Raw genomic sequence first — 17,962 nt, forward strand, 5'->3', positions numbered from 1 at the left:
ACCTCCCTATCAGCTTATATACATTTGAGCCATTATACCGCCGCCAGGCCACGGCAGTCAAGGAAGTTCCGTCATATTTATACAGTAAAAGGTTTTACCTGACTAATTTATCTAACGCAGAGCATCGGCCATCTGGCACATGCGGACGATGGGTTTGACGTCATGGACGCGGACAATCGCGCAGCCGGCCAGGACGCCAGCGACACAGGTCGTCCCGGTCCCTTCCATCCGTTCCGTAACCGGCAGGTCGAGGATCTTGCCGATAAAGCCCTTGCGGCTCGTCCCCAGGAGCATGGGATACGGCAGGCCTGTCAGATCCCGCAAGTGCTTCATGACGTAGACATTCTGGTCAAAGGTCTTGCCAAAGCCGATGCCCGGGTCGGTGATGATCTGGTCCTGGCTCATGCCGGCCTGGTCTGCAATGATGGCCGAGCGGATGAAGAAGCGCTTCATATCCTCGATGATGTCGCCGTATTCTGTACCGTCCTGGTTATGCATGACGACGACAGGAACGCCGTATTTTGCGGCTACAGCGGCCATCTGTCCCGGTTCCGGCGCATACTGGAGGCCCCAGATATCATTCATGATATGGGCACCCGTACGCATGGCATAGTCTGCCGTTTCAGCCTTATACGTATCGACAGAAATGGGGACCGGGCAGGCTTTGACAAGGCGCGGCAAAATCGTTTCCAGCCGGGAAATCTCTTCGGCTGCCGAAATCGGCGTAAAACCCGGCCGTGACGATTCGGCGCCGATGTCGATGATATCCGCCCCTTCGGCTACCATTTCTTCCATGTGCTTCAAGGCTACATCGGCATTATTCCATTTCCCGCCATCAGAAAAAGAGTCAGGCGTATAATTGAGGACGCCCATGACCAGCGTCCGTTCCCCGACAGTCAGGGATTTTCCATCTTTCCAATGATAATGACGAACTTCCACAATAATTCCTCCCAACAAAAAAAGAGATAACGAAGGCGCCCAAAAGGACGCACAGTCGTTATCTCTAAAAAATCAAGTCCGTAACCTGTACGTTACCCGTTCATTATAGCAAAAGAAGCGTATCCTCACAAGTAAACGAAAAATCCAACTACTATACTAGTTAGAATTCCTATTTTCCATAATTCATACTATTATAATAGTATGAATTATGGAAAACTGTAAAATATACTGGTATAATAGTATAAATAGTTTTTCAGAAAGGATGGGATACCATGATTCAGCGCGAATATTACATGAAACAAATCAGACCGTTCATTAACACGGATCTCATAAAGGTATTGACAGGAATACGCCGCAGCGGAAAATCAGTCATGCTGCAATTAATCCAGGAAGAACTATTATCTCAACAAGTCCGTCCTGATCAAATGATAAGCCTAAATTTTGAAGATTTGGCCAATCTCCCCTTGTGCCAACCCATGGCACTCTATCAATGGATTGCAGACAAAGCAGCTGCCATAAAAGGAAAAATATACATTTTTTTAGATGAAATACAAGAAGTGACGAATTGGGAACGGGTCATCAACTCCCTGCGTGTCGCTTTCGATGTCGATATTTATCTTACCGGTTCAAATGCTAAGCTGCTTTCTGGGGAACTTTCCACCTATTTAGCCGGCCGCTATGTTCAATTCGTCATTTATCCTTTTTCTTATCAAGAATTTATATTAGCAAATCAATTAGACGATACCCCGCAAGCCTTCCAAAAATACCTACTCTTCGGCGGGATGCCTTTCTTAATGAATCTCCATTTCCAAGAAGGCCCATCTCGTCAGTATTTGCAGGATATGTACAATTCCGTAATTTTAAAGGATATTGTCCAACGGAATAATCTGCGCGACGTCGATTTATTAGAGCGCATCATCGGATATGCCCTCAGCAGTATCGGCCACGTTTTCAGTGCTTCTAACATTACAAAATACTTGAAAAGTGAACATCGAAAAGTTTCCAACGATACCGTATTGAATTACCTGAATGCTTGTACAACAGCTTATTTATTCTATAAAATCCCCCGCCAAGATTTATTAGGGAAGAAACTGCTTTCTATCAATGAAAAGTACTATGTCGTTGACCATGGCCTGCGAGAAGCCGTATATGGCCACAATGCCCGCGATATCGACCAAATATTAGAAAACATTGTCTGCTTGGAATTATTGCGCCGCGGCTATACGGTAACGATTGGCAAAGCAGGAAATTTTGAAGTCGATTTCATTGCCGAAAAAGGAAATCGAAAATGTTATGTCCAGGTCACATATTTACTCGCTTCACCAGAAACTATCGAACGCGAATTCCGTGTATATAAAGACATAAAAGACAATTATCCCAAATACGTCGTTTCTATGGACGAACTCGACTTTAGCCAGGATGGAATCCAGCACTATAATATTCGTAAATTTTTGCGACTCCCTCGTGATTATTAAATATGTGAAAAATGGCAGTTTGTTGACGTAAAGTAACTTCATGATATACTAAAGATGGTTTTATCTTTATGGTTTCTATGCAAAGGGGGATTCATCATAATGAAAAAAACGCCTGTTATCTTCACCGGTCATGGCAGTCCGATGCTGGCTATCGATGAAAACGACTTGACGCGCGAAATGCAGCGCGTCGGCGCAGACGTTCTAACCAGTGAGGACAGACCGAAAGCCATCCTGGCCATCTCGGCCCATTGGTATGTCCCAGGCACGTATATCCAGAGTGCCGACAAGCCGCGTCAAATCTACGACATGTACGGCTTCCCAGAAGAGCTCTATCAGCTCCAATACCCAGCCAAGGGCTGTTCGGAACTGACCCAGGACGTCTGCCAGCTTTTGGGCAATGACGTTTCTATCGACGATTCATGGGGTATCGATCACGGAACATGGAGTGTTATGGTCCACATGTTCCCCAACGCGCCCATCCCAGTCGTCCAACTTTCTGTAAACAGCACGTTTACACCGGACCAATGCTTTGAACTCGGCCAGAAACTCGCCCCGCTCCGAGAAAAAGGCTACCTCATCTGGGCCAGTGGCAACATCGTCCACAACCTGCGCCGCGTCGAATGGAACAAGCGCGGCGGCTCCGAAGCAGCCAAACACTTCAACCAGGATATCGTCGATAATGTCATCGCCGGCAACATCGACAACATCATCCACTACGAAAACCACGAACACGCAGCCTACGCCGTGCCGACACCGGAACACTACCTGCCCCTGCTCTATTGCCTGGGCGCCGCCGGAACGGATAAAGCTACACCATTCAATAATACCTGCACCTTAGGATCCATGGCTATGACCGGATTCGTCTGGGCGTGAAAAAAGGGCTTGTCATCATACGACAAGCCCTTTTTGAGTTGTTAGTGGCTAGTGGTTCGGGGTTAGCGGATAGTTTTAAATTTAAAGGTTTTCTCTGCAAACTACAAACTCTGTGCTACAAACTATAAAGTAAACGGGGCCTCGCATGATGACAAAATTCTTCGTGCGACAGCCCCTTTTATAAATTCAACGCGGCCCCATAAACCGATTGCCGTTAAGGTGAATCATGTGATCTGGTTCATCGGCAATCCAAACTTCGGTTTCCCAAGCTAAGTCCGCCACAAAACGTTTGTAGACGGTTACATCAGGAAAAGCGGTAACATAGATTTTCCCGCTCGTGACCTGCTGAGTCATAGCTTCCAATTCTTGTAAGCGTTTAGGACTCATAGGACCCACGGAGGTCACGGCTTCAACAAAGTAAATCCAGTCGACGTCCTTGCAATACAGGATGACATCGGGCAACTTATCATGTTCTGTCAGAGCAATTCCTAATTGTTTCAGTAACGTCTGGTTTTCCACTAAGTTTTTATTAGTCGTATCACCAACATACAAGCAAATAGCCCCTGGTGCAAAGCGCGGTGCAAATTCTTCCAAGATAGCTTTTTGTAAGGCATTATGCTTACCTGGTGAAAAAGTATAGGCCGTCTCATTAATCATGACTGGCATTTTCTGAACGTTTTTTTTCGATGCGTAAATGGAAATCAGTGATTCATGAACATCAGTAAATTCTTTTAAAGATTTCTTCCATAAATCGGTATGAAAGTTCTGTAAAAGATGGACGGCTTCCTGCGTCAGTCGATAGCGATAGTTGGGACTATTCGTCGCTTTTCCGTTATCTTCAATCAAAGCGGCATTCCGAAAATGGTGCATAGCCTGCTTACGAAAAGTTTCCCGGCTATTTTCTGCATAATCAACTTCATAATTCAGATTAACGAACTGAATTATATCGTGAATACGAATCCACTCATTGCTAGCCTGACACCAGTCATCATCAGGCCGTATATGAGCCAAAGCCAGCAAACTCAACGCACAAATAGGCGTTTGCTGGCGTTCGGGCATCCCAATAGCTCTAAGAATGGCTTGAGCTTCGCTGATTTTTCCCATGTAAAAATCCCTCCAAGATCTGATTGCACGTTTTTTCTGTTATATCGGATTGCTTCAACAATGCTCGCCCTAGTTCTTCAATAATCGAAATAGCTGGAACAGGCATATGATTGATTTCTGTAGCATTGACCTGCGTAGAACCATTGAGTACCCGGTAATATACATCATAAAGGGTAGAATTGAATAAAACATATAGCCCATATACTACATCTTTAGACAATGTATGGTCCGCATTATCAATGAAATTGATTTTATTCTGCGTGCTTATGGTCTGATATTGCGGAAATTGTTCTGCCAAATAAATACCACATTGTAATCGGCGCTTTTCCTCCTTTGCCGTAAACCGCCTGATAAACAAATAATTAGTATTAGGCTGTACCAAACTTTTCCGGGATGGTACTAAATATTCCCCTTCTTTACCAATCGGAAAGCAAATATGACCGTTTTGTATATGCTGGGCAAAAAAGAGCGGTACGGCCCCATCGACTTCAGTATTCCGCAAAGACTCCCTCTCCCTAAAATCAACAGTCAATCCCGTTTTCATTTTCATACCGAAATCTGGCAGGGTATAGGGAAATGTGTTTAACAAGCAGATAGCGTCCACTTCCCGATGATTAGTCATCAAAAAGACATACTGGTCCGCTCCGGAAACTACAGCCGAATAAGGCAATGAAATCTGCTGTAAATGACGGAAATCACAATTAGATTCAGAAGAAGTGACCAATATATCCGAAGGAACCTGACGCTGTTTCCGTATCTTGACAATCATCGTTTCTTGCAATACCTGTTCGGTATCAAAGACCTTATCCCGACTGGTAAACAAGTGAATCTGTTCAATCACGCCATGACTGAATAAATATTGGCGAAAGCGCTTGAAATACATGCCACTTGTCCAAGATCGAGGAATGATGTAAACCATTTCTCCGCTGTCACAGACATTAAATAACGACATAGCCGCAAAGAGAAAATATAAATTAGGGGCGCCGTAACAGATTGCCGGCATAGCTTTAGCTTCAGGCGCATCTTTTCCGATTTTCATATACGGCGGATTGCCAATACAGAGGTCGCAAGTGACGCCTGATTCTGGGAACAATCCTCCATTGAAAGCATTTTCCTGACTTGTAATATAATTCAAAGTGCGGAGCTCATAGTCAGCTTTTTTCAAACAATGAGCGGTAACATAACGAAGATTATCCTCTAAAACAGGAATGATTTTTTCGTCTGTTTCATAACATATAAGGTGTACTCGTTCCACTGATGGGATTGCCGAAATACGCTCCAATAAAGCAGCCGTAAGGATACCCGTGCCAGCTCCGGGATCTAATATGGTAATCTCAGGCTGTGCAGGGATAGTAAACAGCCCGGCCATGAACCGGGCTGTTTCTATGCTGGTAAAGAATTGACCACTTTTTTTGCGAATCTGTTTAGGCATGGATTCCATGTAGGCCGCCGTTTGTCGAACTACATACTCTAACATAAGCCTTCCTTTCCCCGTATCGTCCCTTTTTCGATTTCAAAGAGATGGATTGTATCTGTTTCTCCAGACAGTTGTTTTTGGACTTCTTCGGCCAGGTGCAACGTGGCATCGGAGCAGGTGAACAGGAATATCTGTTCTTTTTTGCCCAGGGATGCCAGGAACTGGATGGCTTCTTTCTGGCGCTGTTCGTCGAAGCGGACGAGGATGTCGTCGAGGATAAGCGGCATCGGTTCGATTTGTTTGGAGAAGGCCATGGCCAGGCTGATGCGGATGGCCAGGTAAATCTGGTCGCCCAGGCCACTGCTCCACTGTTTTTCCGGGACGCGGCGCTGGCTGCCATCGACGGCAAAGAGCTGTTTTCCGTCCAGGCTGGCCTGCAGGGTATAGCGGCCCTGGGTCATGAGATTGAGGTATTCGCCGGCCTGGCGGATGACGATAGGCTGGCGGACCCGTTCGTAGTATTCCTGGGCCTGTTCCAGCATGTACTGGGTGTACATATTGGTCAGCCAATCGTCGACAGCCCGGTCCAGTTCAGCCTTGCGGTTCTGTTTGGCCTGCAGGAGCTTACCGTATTCGTCGCTCTTGGCCATCTGGCTCAGGCGTTCGATGATACTGCCTCGTTTTTCTGCGACTTCAGCCAGTTTCTTTTCGGCATCGGCGATTTTTTTCTGGTAGTAGTCGCGTTCATCTGTCCAGGTCTTCAAGGTATGGATTTTCAATTCATGGCGCAGTTCGGCCAGGTTCTTCGGCGTCTTGGCGATGAGGCGGATATGGGCTTCCGTCTGGTCATAGACTTCTTTGTACTGGTGGAACTGGCGGAAGCGCAGGACTTTGCTGCGGAATTCGCCTTCCGTCTGGGCGCCGGTTGCCTTGAGCAGTTCCTGCTGTTCTTGGACGCGCTGCTGCCGTTCTTCTCCCAGGCTGGCAATCTGACTTTCCCGTTCTTTCTGCTGACGGTCCTGTTCTTTGGCCACTTCAGCCTGGACGCGGATGTCCTGCCACTGCTTATAGACGTCTTCGACGGTATCCGGGGAAACGGCCTTCTTGACGCCGACTTCCCGGAAAATCTGTTCTGCCGTATCGCTCCAGCGGGAAATGGCGCCTTTCAATTCCAACTTGCGCCGCTTCCAATCGGCAGCGGCCGTCGTGACTTCATGCCACGTATCCCAAGCTTCTTTGGCTTTGGCCACATCGGCCGTATCCAGTTTGCTGAAACTATTTTTATCGCGCCAGCCGTCCCAGGCCGTTTCACAGGCCAGGAGCTGTTTTTTGCAGGTATTGCCATCGGACTGCCATTTTTCATAAATGGCGTCGTACATGACTTTCTGTTCTTTCTGCCAGGCATTCTTCGTTTCCCGCGTCTGCCAATCCAGGTACTGTTTGCGGACGGCATCCAGTTCCTGGAGCCAGCGTTCATTCGATTCATCCGTGCTGAGGGTAATTTCCGCTTCCTTGGCCAGGTCGCCGATTTTCCCGTTGACGCTGGCCAGCCGGCCTTCGATTTCCGCGATTTTACGGGGAATCCGGTCGGCACCGGTACTCTGGCGGACTAAAGAAATGACGGCGATGACGACGCAGGCTGCCGCTCCGCCGAGGCCTACAGTCGAATCGAAGTGACCCATGTAGACGGCAGCGACGCACAGGGCGGCCAAGACCAGGAAGGCGACGCCGACGAAGGTAAAGGCCTTCGACGAACTGGCCGGTTCCGTTTTCAGCCATTCCAGCTGTTCCTGTATCTTCTGGCGTTCCATGACGACATTCTGGATCGTCGCTACGGCCGTCCCGATGACTTCCCATTCGTCTTTAGTCTTTTCAGCCGCTCCGTCTTCCCCGTCTTGGGACGAGACGTTCTTCGGCTTATCGGCCTTCCATTTTTCTAGATCCTGCCGGCTGTGGTCGAGGGCGGCGGCTGCCGAAATCCCCTGGGTCCAGTTGACGGCGGTCGGAATATCCTTACCATCGGTCCAGGTTTTGAGCAAATCGGCTTGTTTCGTGCCTTCAAACTCCCAGTCCATTTCCTTATCTTCATGGTCCGAGAGTTCGGCCAGGCCTTGTTTCCATTCGCCGACGTGATGATACATCTCATCGAGCTGGGGGCCGCAGGCCAGCCAGCGGTTCCACGATTCCTGGAAAGCCGGGCCTTTGCGGCTCGTCGCCTTGAGTTTGCGGACCTGGTCGTCGATGGCTTTGATATTTTGTTCCAGTTCGGCCCACTTTTGAGCGCCATCAGCGGGGAACTGGGAAACGTCTGCCAGGGCCTGCATGTGCTGCAAGGCATCCTGGCCGCGCTTATAGACATCCCAGGCGGCAATGGGCATGGAAATCCGTTCAATCTGCTGCTTCGATTCTTCGATGTCCAGGCGGATGCGGTTTTCGATTTCGTGGGTCGTCTGTTCCGCTTCCTGCAGGCTGGCGAATTCATCTTCATCGTAAGCCATGCCGTTGATGCGGCGGTCGAAGTCCTTCTGCTCGTTGAGCAGGGCATTGATGGGTTTCTTGCCCTGCGGCGAAGCGACCAGGAGGTCACCCATATGCTTGGTCACTTCGCTGCGGGCCAGGCCCATGCCGATGCCGCCTTCGATGCTGAAGAAATGGCTGCGCACGGCTTCATTGGACAGGATTTTGAACCCTTGCAGGTCTTCCAGGCCCATGGCAAAAATCGTATCATACGTCTGACGGTCCAGGCCGTGCCACCACAGATTCGCTGGCTCTTCCTGTACTTTTTCCTGGCCGTCTGACAGGAAATATTCTTTTTCATTGCGGACGATGCGGTATTCCTTTCCGTCTTCCCGACGGATGCCCATGCTGCCGAAATAGCCCTTCCAGTCTCCGCGCAGATAGCCGAAGAACATGGAGCGGACATATTTCATGAGCGTCGTCTTGCCGCTTTCGTTGCGGCCATGCATGACGATCAGGCCGTGTTCCGGCGGATTCCAGCTCACATTATGGTAAATCCCGAAATCATCCAAATGCATCTCTGTAATCTTCATACTGCTTAACCTCTTCTATGTTCCAGCAATTTCTGTACGCCCAGCCACTTGGCTTTCTCGAACGTTTCCAGCAGGCGCTGGTCCGTCAGGGCCCTTCCATAGGCCCCGAGGCGTTCAAATTCCGGGCGGCTCATGAGAATATCCCGCAGCGCCTTGGCCCTTTCTTCAGGAGCCAGCTTTTCCAGCTTGTCGAAGACATTCAAGTAGTCGCCGACGGAGTCGGGCAGTTTACTTCGTTCGTCCATATTCATCTTGGGACGGGCCAGGTTGCGCAGGCGTTCGACCATGACAAAAGCGTATTTCCCCTGTTCTTCTTCGCGCCAGCTGTCCAGCCAGTACTGCGTCGCTTCGGGATTGTTGAGGACGTGGTACATGCTGCCGGAGCCGGTGAAATTGACTGTCAGGAAGGTCGGCTTGCCGATATTGCGGCGCACTTTTTCCTTGGCAAAGCGGACGGACTCGCGCAATTCCGACACCGATTCGATGCCGTCGATAGCAAGGTCAATGCTTTCCCAGCGGACGATGCTCGTATCGATAAATTCCAGGTCCGTCGTCCCATAAGGGCCGACTTCAACGTAATAGCAGCCCCGCGGCCCCGTTTCGGTACAATCCAGGCCCTGCGGGTTGCCGGCATAGACGATATATGGCTTTTCACAAAGGATTTCATGCTTATGGATGTGTCCCAAGGCCCAGTAATCCATGCCGCACTCCTTTAAATCTTCCAAGGTACATGGCGCATACGTCGATTCCCGGCTGCCGACCTGAGTATGGAGCATACCGATAGAAAAACGGTCACCAGCGGCACGGTTGAATTTCCAGGCCAGATTGTCCCGCTGTTCGCTCTTGGCATAACTCTGCCCGTAAATGGCCGCTACTTCTTCGCCATCTACGACCAGGGGGACCCGTTCGACAGCATCGGTCGGAAACACGTGGACATTCGGCGGAAAGGGAATCTTCGCCTTCCACGCTTCGAGCGGGTCGTGATTCCCCAGGACGGCAAAGACCTGGATGTTATTCTGTGCTAATTTATGTAAAAGGCGCACGTAATCGAGCTGTGCCGTCAAGTTGTGATCGGCACTGGTGTAGACATCGCCGGTGATGAGGACAGCGTGGACCCGTTTATCAATGGCCATCTGGACGATTTTCTGGAACGCCCGGACCGGCGCTTTCCCGACGATGCGCTGCCACCGTTCATCAATAGCGGAGAGGTTATGGAAAGGGCTCCCTAAGTGGAGATCCCCGCATTGAATAAAACGCAAACTTTTCGCCATTAGTATCCTTCTTTCTCTGACCACGCTCCATGCAACGCCGCTACGGCATCGCGGAGCCTGCAGGTGGGAATTTTTGAAAATGACAGGAGAAATTCTTTATCCGTTTCCTGCGACGGTGTTTCATAAAAAGACTGCATGGACAAGACACGGCAGCCCTGCCGTTCCGCCCGGCGGCGCAGTTCTTCTTCCGATAAGCGGCTGTGCAGGCGGATATGGCAGTATACGCCGGAAACCAGCCGCCCTACGACGATATCCTGACCAAAGGCTTCGACTAAGAGCCGTCCTAAGAGCTCCCCTTTTTCCTGGTATTCCTTGCGCAGGCGCCGTACCTGACGGGCCAGTTCGCCGCTCTCGATATATTCCGCCAGTACGCACTGCTCCGGAACCGACGCGCCCTGGCGGAACAGGCTGCGCCGCTGTTCGTAAAGGGGCATGAGCTGAGGCGGCAGTACCATATAGCTGAGGCGGATGAAAAAGGGCAATACTTTGGACAAGGCCCCCATGTAGACGACGCGGCCGTGGCGGTCCAGGCCCTGCAAAGCCGGGACGGGGCGGCCATAATAGCGCAACTCGCTGTCGTAATCGTCTTCGATGATCAGTCCATCCGTCTTTTCAGCCCAATGCAGCAGACGATGGCGGATGCCGGCGGGCATGACCGTCCCCGTCGGGAACTGATGGGACGGACTGACGTAGACCAGGCGGACGCCGCTGGCTTCCAGGGCATCGACGTGGAGCAGTCCGCCGCTGATGGGAATGGGCACGATGGAATAGCCGCTGTTGCGGAAAATCTCCCGGCCCAGGCGGAAGCCCGGGTCTTCGACGCCGATGCAGGCATATTTATCGTGAAGCAGGTTGGTCAGGACGCCGAGAAGGGAAATCGTCCCGGCACCGATGATGATCTGCGACGGCTCTGCATGGACACCGCGCGTTTCATAGACGTAACGGCTCAGGGCCCGGCGCAAGTCAGGGACGCCCTGGTCATCATTGGCCGCCAGCAGCCGGTCTGGCTCCGATAAGATCCGATTCATATATTTCCGCCATATGTCAAGGGGAAAGCGTTCTAAAGCCATGTCGCCACTGGCGAAGTCATAGGCATAGACGGGACGACGGCTGGCTTCACGCAATACGGGCGCAGCAGCCTCTTCGGTCCGCGCTTCCAGGCCACCCAGGGAGGCCACTTCATAGCGGGCCTTATGGCGGCGCAGGATGTAGCCTTCACTGGCCAGCTGGTAGTAGGCCTTTTCGACAGTCATCTTGCTGATGCCCGCAGCCTGGGCCAGTTCACGGACCGAGTCGAGGCGCATACCGGCTATCATCCGGTGCTCTTCGATTTCCCGGCGATAATATTCATAGATTTGTACGTAATAGGGTTTGCTGATAGATTTATCGAGTTGCAGCATCGTGACCTGGCGCCGTCTCCTTTCCCTGAACTACAGATATGGTGGAAATATCTCTGCAATATTATATTGTACCGAAAAAACGTGGCCGTGGCTAGTGGTTCGTGGTTCGTGGCTCGTGGCTAATGCGCCATGGCCGCTGCGACGGCGGCGCCGACTAAGGGGCCGTCCTGGATGAGTACCGGGTCGACGGGGATCTGCTTGTCCCGGCTCACGCCTTCATTCTGGCAGGCCTGCATGGCATCTTCCATCATGAACAAGGCGCCGCGGACGTGTTCCAAGAGGCTGCCGTCGACGGCCACGGACTGGGCCGGAACGGCCTCGCCGCCATAAAGATGGCGCAGGATGCCGCAGCTCACGGCGCCGGCCAGCTGGGCATCGCGGACGAAAATGGCGGCGCCGATATTGCGGACAGGCCGCACCTCATCGGGCCGCACGATGCGCTTCCACAGCTGGCCCATCTTGAGCCGGCACTGCAAATCATTGTCGCAGCTGATGATGTCATTCATAGCGGCTGTGGAAAACACCGGGAGCTGGCGAGTCTTGAAATAAGACAGCAAGGTCTGCCGGAAGATTTCCGCTGCATAGGCACCGCCTGTCATCTTTTCCATCCGATGCTGACCGGGCTGGGCCGACAGGGCGTCGACCGCCTTGTCCCAGCGATTGCGTATGAGGCCGCCATAGTCGCCGGCTTCCAGATTGACGATCATATCCCAGGCCGGCTCATAGTAGCAGGCGTTGAAGCCCGTCCCGCAGACGAGGCCCAGGCGGACCCGTTCCAGCGTATACGCTGCCAACAACAGCAGGGCCGTCGTGTCATTGACCAGGGCCACCGGTTCGACAGCCCTAAAGCCCTGACGGGCCAGGGCCTGTTTGAGCATGGCGTTGACCCATTCGCCTTCCACACCGGGAACGGCAATTTCTTTCGACCACGACAGGAGCCGGCCATCGCGCAGGTCCTGCCGCTCTATAGCAAAGGAAAAGGTATGGCCCAGGGTATAGGCCTGCTGCCCATGGGCAACCTGACCGACGAGGCGGGCCAGGAAATCGAAAAGCTCCCCAGCCGTCGTCGCCGAAGAGAGATAGTCGTACTGGCCAGGCAGCCGGAGCGGCTGGCAGACCTTCTTTTCGATGAGGTAACAGTGCCGGCCCAACAGGCGGATCCGCGCAGCCCTTGCGTTCGTACCGCCGAAATCCAGGGCCAGATAGACGCCGCGCTCATCACCGCCAGGCAGGGAAACATGCGATTTCAGGGCCGATACGGTCGCCCCGGGCTGGCCGCACAGGGCCCGTTCCATATCGGCGGCAAAATCGCGGGAAATCTGCTGCAGCCGCTCGTCGGTCAAATAAAAATAGCGGGCAATATTCATCCAGTCCATCCGTTCTTCCATGGCAGTGATCACACCTCTCGTAAAATCATAACTTTATTATACTATAGTTTTTCGGCCTTTGTCGTCTTCCCCGGTCATTTCTCTCAAGACAGTTCATTATCAACGGTTGACTTTTTGTGACAATAGGCTATAATCATAGGCAGAGTGAGACCGAATCACAAGGGTCGCACGAAGGGGTACACCACCTTGGGTGTAATTCTTCGTGCGACCCTTTTTTCATTTGAGAGAAAGGAGGACCTCCATGGTACGGATCAACGGCAAAGACATCGAAGCGGCCGGCCAGAACCTGCTCGCTTACCTGACCGACCAGGAATATCGTACAGACCGCATCGCCATCGAGCTGAACGGCACCATCATACCGCGCAGGGATTATGACAAAGTGACCTTGAAAGACGGCGATTCTATGGAAATCGTCCACTTCGTCGGCGGGGGCTGATTCCTGCTGACCAAGCGAAACATACAGACCTATCAATCATCATAAAAGGAGTGTTTTCCCAATGGAAAAAAAAGATACCCTGGTCCTCGGCGGCCACGAATTTACATCGCGCTTCATCTTAGGTTCCGGTAAGTTTTCTGTCGACCTCATCAAGGCCGCTGTCGAACAAGGCGGTGCCCAGATGGTAACCATGGCCCTGCGCCGCGTCGAAGCCGGTCAGAAAGATAACATCCTCGATTATATCCCGAAAAACGTCACCCTGCTCCCGAACACGTCGAGCGCCCGCACGGCAGACGAAGCCGTCCGCATCGCCCACTTGTCCCGTGAAATCGGCTGTGGAGACTTCATCAAGATCGAAGTCATGCGCGACTCCAAATATCTCCTGCCGGACAACAACGAAACCATCAAAGCCACGGAAATCCTGGCCAAAGAAGGCTTCGTCGTCCTGCCCTATATGTATCCGGACCTCTATGCAGCCCGTGCCCTGGCTGACGCCGGCGCCGCTGCCATCATGCCCTTAGCTTCGCCTATCGGCACCAACAAAGGCTTGTCGACGAAAGATTTCATCCAGATCCTCATCGACGAAGTCGACCTGCCGGTCATTGTCGACGCCGGTATCGGCCGTCCGTCCCAGGCCTGCGAAGCCATGGAAATGGGCGCCGCTGCTATCATGGCCAACACCGCCGTCGCTACGGCTGGCGACCTGCCTCTCATGGCCAAAGCCTTCGGTGAAGCCATCCGTGCCGGCCGCAATGCTTACCTTGCCGGCTTGGGCCGCGTCCGCGAAACGGCTTCGGCTTCGGATCCGCTGACGGGATTCTTAGGAGACTGAGGAGGAATCGAACATGACGGAAGAAACTAAAACTATCGATCAGAGCAAACTCATCGACCACATGAAATATTTACCGGGCATGGAAGTCATCGACTCGGATATGCTCGACCAGGTCGTCGCCATCCGCAATTCCTTCAACAATGACGACTTCACTGATAAAGACGTCCGCCTGGCCTTGTCGAAAGAACATCTGGACCCGCGGGACTTCATGGCCCTCTTATCGACGGCCGCTGCACCGTTCCTGGAAGAAATGGCCCAGAAAGCCCATCTGGTCACGCGGCGCCATTTCGGCAACAACATCACCATCCTGACGCCGATCTATTTCGCCAACTACTGCGATAACTACTGCATCTACTGCGGCTTCAACTCGCACAACAAGATCAAGCGCGCCCGCCTGACGGACGAAGAACTCCACCGCGAATGTAAGAACATCGCCGATACGGGTATCGAAGAAGTCATCATGCTCACCGGCGAAAGCCCGAAGATGAGCGATATCAAATACATCGGCAACGCCGTCAAGATCGCCCGCCAGTATTTCCGGGTCATCAACATGGAAATCTACCCGGTCAATTCGGAAGACTACAAATATCTCCACGAATGTGGCGCCGACTACGTCACGGTCTTCCAGGAAACGTACAATTCAGACAAGTACGCTACCCTTCACCTGGCCGGTCACAAGCGCATCTTCCCGTACCGCTTCTACTCCCAGGAACGGGCCATCCTCGGCGGCATGCGCGGCGTCGGCTTCGCAGCCCTCTTAGGCCTGGACGACTACCAGAAAGATGCCCTGGCAACGGGGATGCACGCATGGCTCATGCAGCGTAAGTACCCGCATGCCGAAATTTCCCTGTCCTGTCCGCGCCTGTGCCCGATCATCAATAACGATAAGATCAACCCGAAGGACGTAGACGAACGGAAACTGACGCAGATCATCTGCGCCTACCGTCTGTTCATGCCTTACGCCTGCATCGTCGTATCGAGCCGTGAAAGCGCCCGCTACCGCAACGCCATCATGAAAATCGCCGCTACCAAAGTATCGGCCAGCGTCTGCGTCGGCATCGGCGGCCATCTGGAAAATGACGGCTCCGAAATGGGTGACGAACAGTTCGAAATCACTGACGGCCGGTCCTTTGACCAGATGTACTCCGACATCAAGGGCATGGGCCTGCAGCCTGTCACCAGTGAGTATATTTATTTGTAAACCATCTAACGTAATCCATTACCAATCCTATAAAATGTATATGACAAAAACGGTCCGGGACCCAATCCACCCCGAACCGTTTTTGTCATATATCTTCTCGTTTTAGGGCGTTAAACTCATATAGAACATTTATTATATTCTATTGGTATAATTGTTGACGTTAGTATGAGATTCATGTATAGTTATAGGTATAAAATACTCTAATATTCAGGTGATAAATCGTGTTAAAAGTAGCTGCAATTACAAATCACGAATTGGCTTCGACGAACTACTGGGATCAGCTCGAGCAAATCGCCGCATCCGATGTAGATTTCATCGTCCTTCGTGAAAAAAACCTTTCTGAAGAAGAATACACAGATTATGCCAAACGGGCCCTGCGCCTGTGCAGCATCCATCAGAAAACATGTGTCCTCCAGCATTTCGGAAAGGCTGCTATCCGTCTTCATATTCCCCGTTTCCAGTGCTCTCTGCCTTATCTGGAAACCCATTCGTCCCTGCTCTATTACATGACGACCCTCGGCGTCTCCGTACACACCGTCGAAGAAGCCGTCAAAGCCGAACAGCTCGGCGCTACGTACCTCATGGCCAGCCACGTCTTCCCGACAGCCTGCAAGCCGTCGGATCCGCCTATCGGCGTCGACACGGTCGAAGCCATCTGCAAGGCCGTCAAGATTCCGGTCTATGCCTTAGGCGGCGTTACGCCGAAGACCATCTCTCAGCTCCAGGACGTCCCCATCAAAGGCGTCGCCCTCATGTCGGGCCTCATGACCTGCCCGGACGTACCGGGATATTTAAAAGAATTGCGTGCCTAAAGAGAAGGGATGACCGTAATGACCCAGGCTTATATCATCATCGATATGCAGAATGATTTCATCGACGGCGCCCTGGGAAGCGCTCAGGCTCAAGCCGTCGTCCCCCGCATCGAGGCCAAGATCGTGGCCAGCAAAAAGGATGCCGACCAGGAAACGGACCTGATTTTCACCCAGGACACCCACGACGAGGCCTACAGCGAAACCCAGGAAGGCCGGAAACTTCCCGTTCCACACTGCCTGAAAGACACGCGGGGCTGGCGCATCTGCAAACAGCTCCTGCCGTACACCATGTGGGCCACCATCCTGGAAAAGCCATCCTTTGGCTGTCCGGCCCTGGTCGATGAAGTACGCGACTACGACCGGCTGGTATTGATGGGCTTGTGCACGGACATCTGCGTCATCGCCAATGCCATGCTGCTCAAAGCCTTCTACCCGGAAAAGGAAATCATCGTCGACAGCACATGCTGTGCCGGTTCGACACCAGAAAACCACGAAAGAGCATTACAGGCCATGAAAGCCTGCCAAATCGATATTGTATAAAAAAAGGCTTGTCGCACGTGCGACAAGCCTTTTTCTGTAGGGGCGCCACGCGGGGCGCCCGCTCATGCCAATTGTTCACGGAATTCTTACATATATCTGGCGGGCTCGCCACGTGCGAGCCCCTACGAACCTGCAGCCTCTTAACTGATGATTCCCGTGATTTCGGCTTTGGTCTGGTTGTTGTTGATTTTCTTTTCATAGCCTTTCAGGACCAGGCAGCCGATGATGCCGCCTGCAATCATGCCGGCAAAGGCCGTCATTTCCGGTTTGACCTGCCATGATTCTCCCAGCAGGTAGCCTGCGACGCCGCAGACGATGATGAGCAGCAAGGGGACGCCGAAGCAGATGATGCCCTTGACGCCCATGCCGGCGTCGGGGATGTTGAACTGTACATACTGTCCCTTTTTGGCCCCGATGGGGTTCACAGCATCGATGACGACATTGTCCGCGCACATGCTGTCGCTGCACGGCGAATATAGATTATTGCGGTTGGTCTGGATTTTGGCCAGGCCATTCGGGCAAACTTCTTCGACGACGCCCGTTCCAGTTCTCATAATAAAATACCTCTCTTTTCAGGACTAAAAGCCCAGATTTTCTCCGACCAGGATAACCTTGATGCGGCCCTGGGGCTTACAGATCCGCGTCCGGACGACTTGGGCACAGACGCTGTCCGGCCGGATGCAGTGGCCACACATGCCGGTTTTGGCACAAGGCGTGCCGACGCCGGGAAAGCGTCCGATATTCTGCGGCGAAGCGACGGTATGCGCCCGTTCGATGCCCGCTTCGACGGTCGGGACGACTTTATTCATGCCGACGATGGCGATGACCTGTTTCGGCCCATAGCAAAGGGCGGCGACGCGGTTGCCGTTGCCATCGATATTGATGAGCTGCCCGTCCTGGACAGCGGCGTTGGTCCCCATGAGGAACGTATCGCAGAGCAGGGCCTTGCGCATCAGTTCGACCCGTTCTTCCGGCGTCTTGGCCGAATCGCGGTCGATGACCGGATTGTGTTCCAATACGTAGGGCCGCAAGCCGATTTCATTGATGGATACGGAACCGCCCCAGGACACGACATCCGTTTCGGGAATATACGAAATGGCCTGTTTCAAGGCTTCTTCCTTGGTCGGACAGTACACGGCTTCAAAGCCGCGGGCTGCGAATTTCTTGGCCACTAAGGGCCCCTTGATGTCATACATGCGGTGCATCATATCTGTTCTATCCATA

The 17,962-nt window shown here is 52.3% G+C and carries 16 protein-coding genes; 7 read left to right on the forward strand and 9 right to left on the reverse strand.

Features of this window, described 5'->3' with window-relative positions:
* Window positions 1-111 precede the first annotated feature (111 nt).
* The gene (gene folP, locus ACFWUB_RS05190) at window positions 112-939 is read right to left on the reverse strand and encodes a dihydropteroate synthase (protein WP_020310614.1); all 828 of its coding nucleotides are present in this window, start codon (window positions 937-939) and stop codon (window positions 112-114) included.
* Window positions 940-1,211: 272 nt separating this feature from the next.
* Here folP and ACFWUB_RS05195 point away from each other — a divergent pair, with 272 nt between their 5' ends.
* Window positions 1,212-2,414: an ATP-binding protein gene (locus tag ACFWUB_RS05195; RefSeq protein WP_302680815.1), complete on the forward strand. Its 1,203-nt coding sequence runs from the start codon at window positions 1,212-1,214 to the stop codon at window positions 2,412-2,414.
* 99 nt (window positions 2,415-2,513) lie between these two features.
* Window positions 2,514-3,287, forward strand: coding sequence for a 4,5-DOPA dioxygenase extradiol (gene ygiD / locus ACFWUB_RS05200; RefSeq protein ID WP_020310616.1), 774 nt, complete (start codon window positions 2,514-2,516; stop codon window positions 3,285-3,287).
* Between the two features lie 186 nt (window positions 3,288-3,473).
* On the opposite strand, the gene ACFWUB_RS05205 is transcribed toward ygiD, so the two are convergent.
* From ACFWUB_RS05205 to ACFWUB_RS05230, 6 genes are all read right to left on the reverse strand, one after another.
* Entirely contained in the window at window positions 3,474-4,391 is a 918-nt protein-coding gene (locus ACFWUB_RS05205) for a BsuBI/PstI family type II restriction endonuclease (protein ID WP_416184331.1), read from the reverse strand.
* Complete coding sequence (locus ACFWUB_RS05210) at window positions 4,357-5,868, reverse strand: Eco57I restriction-modification methylase domain-containing protein (RefSeq protein WP_416184332.1); 1,512 nt, start codon at window positions 5,866-5,868, stop codon at window positions 4,357-4,359. The genes ACFWUB_RS05205 and ACFWUB_RS05210 overlap by 35 nt, the downstream gene beginning before the upstream one ends.
* Entirely contained in the window at window positions 5,862-8,858 is a 2,997-nt protein-coding gene (locus tag ACFWUB_RS05215) for an AAA family ATPase (RefSeq protein ID WP_416184333.1), read from the reverse strand. Before ACFWUB_RS05215 ends, ACFWUB_RS05210 begins: the two co-directional genes overlap by 7 nt.
* Before the next feature lie 5 nt (window positions 8,859-8,863).
* Window positions 8,864-10,129 carry a metallophosphoesterase family protein gene (locus tag ACFWUB_RS05220; protein WP_416184334.1) on the reverse strand — a complete coding sequence of 422 codons (1,266 nt, stop codon included), beginning with the start codon at window positions 10,127-10,129 and terminating at the stop codon, window positions 8,864-8,866.
* The gene (locus tag ACFWUB_RS05225; RefSeq protein ID WP_416184335.1) at window positions 10,129-11,529 is read right to left on the reverse strand and encodes a PLP-dependent aminotransferase family protein; all 1,401 of its coding nucleotides are present in this window, start codon (window positions 11,527-11,529) and stop codon (window positions 10,129-10,131) included. Before ACFWUB_RS05225 ends, ACFWUB_RS05220 begins: the two co-directional genes overlap by 1 nt.
* A 119-nt stretch (window positions 11,530-11,648) precedes the next feature.
* On the reverse strand, window positions 11,649-12,917 hold the full coding sequence (locus ACFWUB_RS05230) for a hexokinase (protein WP_416184336.1): 1,269 nt from the start codon (window positions 12,915-12,917) through the stop codon (window positions 11,649-11,651).
* Window positions 12,918-13,158: 241 nt separating this feature from the next.
* On the opposite strand from ACFWUB_RS05230, the gene thiS reads away from it, so the two are divergent.
* The 5 genes from thiS (at window position 13,159) to ACFWUB_RS05255 (ending at window position 16,738) form a co-directional block, all read left to right on the forward strand.
* Complete coding sequence (gene thiS, locus ACFWUB_RS05235) at window positions 13,159-13,353, forward strand: sulfur carrier protein ThiS (RefSeq protein WP_416184337.1); 195 nt, start codon at window positions 13,159-13,161, stop codon at window positions 13,351-13,353.
* A 61-nt stretch (window positions 13,354-13,414) separates the two neighbouring features.
* Window positions 13,415-14,185, forward strand: a complete 771-nt coding sequence (locus ACFWUB_RS05240) for a thiazole synthase (protein ID WP_416184338.1) — start codon at window positions 13,415-13,417, stop codon at window positions 14,183-14,185.
* 13 nt (window positions 14,186-14,198) lie between these two features.
* Window positions 14,199-15,386, forward strand: coding sequence for a 2-iminoacetate synthase ThiH (thiH, locus tag ACFWUB_RS05245; RefSeq protein ID WP_416184339.1), 1,188 nt, complete (start codon window positions 14,199-14,201; stop codon window positions 15,384-15,386).
* A 221-nt stretch (window positions 15,387-15,607) separates the two neighbouring features.
* Window positions 15,608-16,198 carry a thiamine phosphate synthase gene (locus ACFWUB_RS05250; RefSeq protein ID WP_416184340.1) on the forward strand — a complete coding sequence of 197 codons (591 nt, stop codon included), beginning with the start codon at window positions 15,608-15,610 and terminating at the stop codon, window positions 16,196-16,198.
* Window positions 16,199-16,216: 18 nt separating this feature from the next.
* A complete protein-coding gene (locus tag ACFWUB_RS05255) occupies window positions 16,217-16,738 on the forward strand; it encodes a cysteine hydrolase family protein (protein ID WP_020310626.1) in 522 nt (173 codons plus the stop codon).
* A gap of 140 nt (window positions 16,739-16,878) precedes the next feature.
* Here ACFWUB_RS05255 and ACFWUB_RS05260 read toward each other — a convergent pair whose 3' ends face one another.
* Both ACFWUB_RS05260 and ACFWUB_RS05265 read right to left on the reverse strand, forming a co-directional pair.
* The gene (locus ACFWUB_RS05260; RefSeq protein ID WP_020310627.1) at window positions 16,879-17,292 is read right to left on the reverse strand and encodes a SoxR reducing system RseC family protein; all 414 of its coding nucleotides are present in this window, start codon (window positions 17,290-17,292) and stop codon (window positions 16,879-16,881) included.
* A 24-nt stretch (window positions 17,293-17,316) separates the two neighbouring features.
* On the reverse strand, window positions 17,317-17,961 hold the full coding sequence (locus tag ACFWUB_RS05265; RefSeq protein WP_014015299.1) for a lactate utilization protein: 645 nt from the start codon (window positions 17,959-17,961) through the stop codon (window positions 17,317-17,319).
* Between the last annotated feature and the right edge of the window lies 1 nt (window position 17,962).

The sequence above is a fragment of the Megasphaera sp. genome, assembly GCF_047831605.1.
Lineage (GTDB): Bacteria > Bacillota > Negativicutes > Veillonellales > Megasphaeraceae > Megasphaera > Megasphaera intestinihominis.

What these genes read in the sequence shown, in the direction of transcription:
- ACFWUB_RS05220 (WP_416184334.1), bottom strand. Translation starts at nt 10,129, where the DNA reads ATGGCGAAAAGTTTGCGTTTTATTCAATGCGGGGATCTCCACTTAGGG.
- ACFWUB_RS05240 (WP_416184338.1), top strand. Translation starts at nt 13,415, where the DNA reads ATGGAAAAAAAAGATACCCTGGTCCTCGGCGGCCACGAATTTACATCG.
- ACFWUB_RS05195 (WP_302680815.1), top strand. Translation starts at nt 1,212, where the DNA reads ATGATTCAGCGCGAATATTACATGAAACAAATCAGACCGTTCATTAAC.
- ACFWUB_RS05210 (WP_416184332.1), bottom strand. Translation starts at nt 5,868, where the DNA reads ATGTTAGAGTATGTAGTTCGACAAACGGCGGCCTACATGGAATCCATG.
- ACFWUB_RS05215 (WP_416184333.1), bottom strand. Translation starts at nt 8,858, where the DNA reads ATGAAGATTACAGAGATGCATTTGGATGATTTCGGGATTTACCATAAT.
- thiS (WP_416184337.1), top strand. Translation starts at nt 13,159, where the DNA reads ATGGTACGGATCAACGGCAAAGACATCGAAGCGGCCGGCCAGAACCTG.
- ACFWUB_RS05230 (WP_416184336.1), bottom strand. Translation starts at nt 12,917, where the DNA reads ATGGAAGAACGGATGGACTGGATGAATATTGCCCGCTATTTTTATTTG.
- ACFWUB_RS05205 (WP_416184331.1), bottom strand. Translation starts at nt 4,391, where the DNA reads ATGGGAAAAATCAGCGAAGCTCAAGCCATTCTTAGAGCTATTGGGATG.
- ACFWUB_RS05225 (WP_416184335.1), bottom strand. Translation starts at nt 11,529, where the DNA reads ATGCTGCAACTCGATAAATCTATCAGCAAACCCTATTACGTACAAATC.
- ACFWUB_RS05265 (WP_014015299.1), bottom strand. Translation starts at nt 17,961, where the DNA reads ATGGATAGAACAGATATGATGCACCGCATGTATGACATCAAGGGGCCC.
- ACFWUB_RS05255 (WP_020310626.1), top strand. Translation starts at nt 16,217, where the DNA reads ATGACCCAGGCTTATATCATCATCGATATGCAGAATGATTTCATCGAC.
- thiH (WP_416184339.1), top strand. Translation starts at nt 14,199, where the DNA reads ATGACGGAAGAAACTAAAACTATCGATCAGAGCAAACTCATCGACCAC.
- ACFWUB_RS05260 (WP_020310627.1), bottom strand. Translation starts at nt 17,292, where the DNA reads ATGAGAACTGGAACGGGCGTCGTCGAAGAAGTTTGCCCGAATGGCCTG.
- ygiD (WP_020310616.1), top strand. Translation starts at nt 2,514, where the DNA reads ATGAAAAAAACGCCTGTTATCTTCACCGGTCATGGCAGTCCGATGCTG.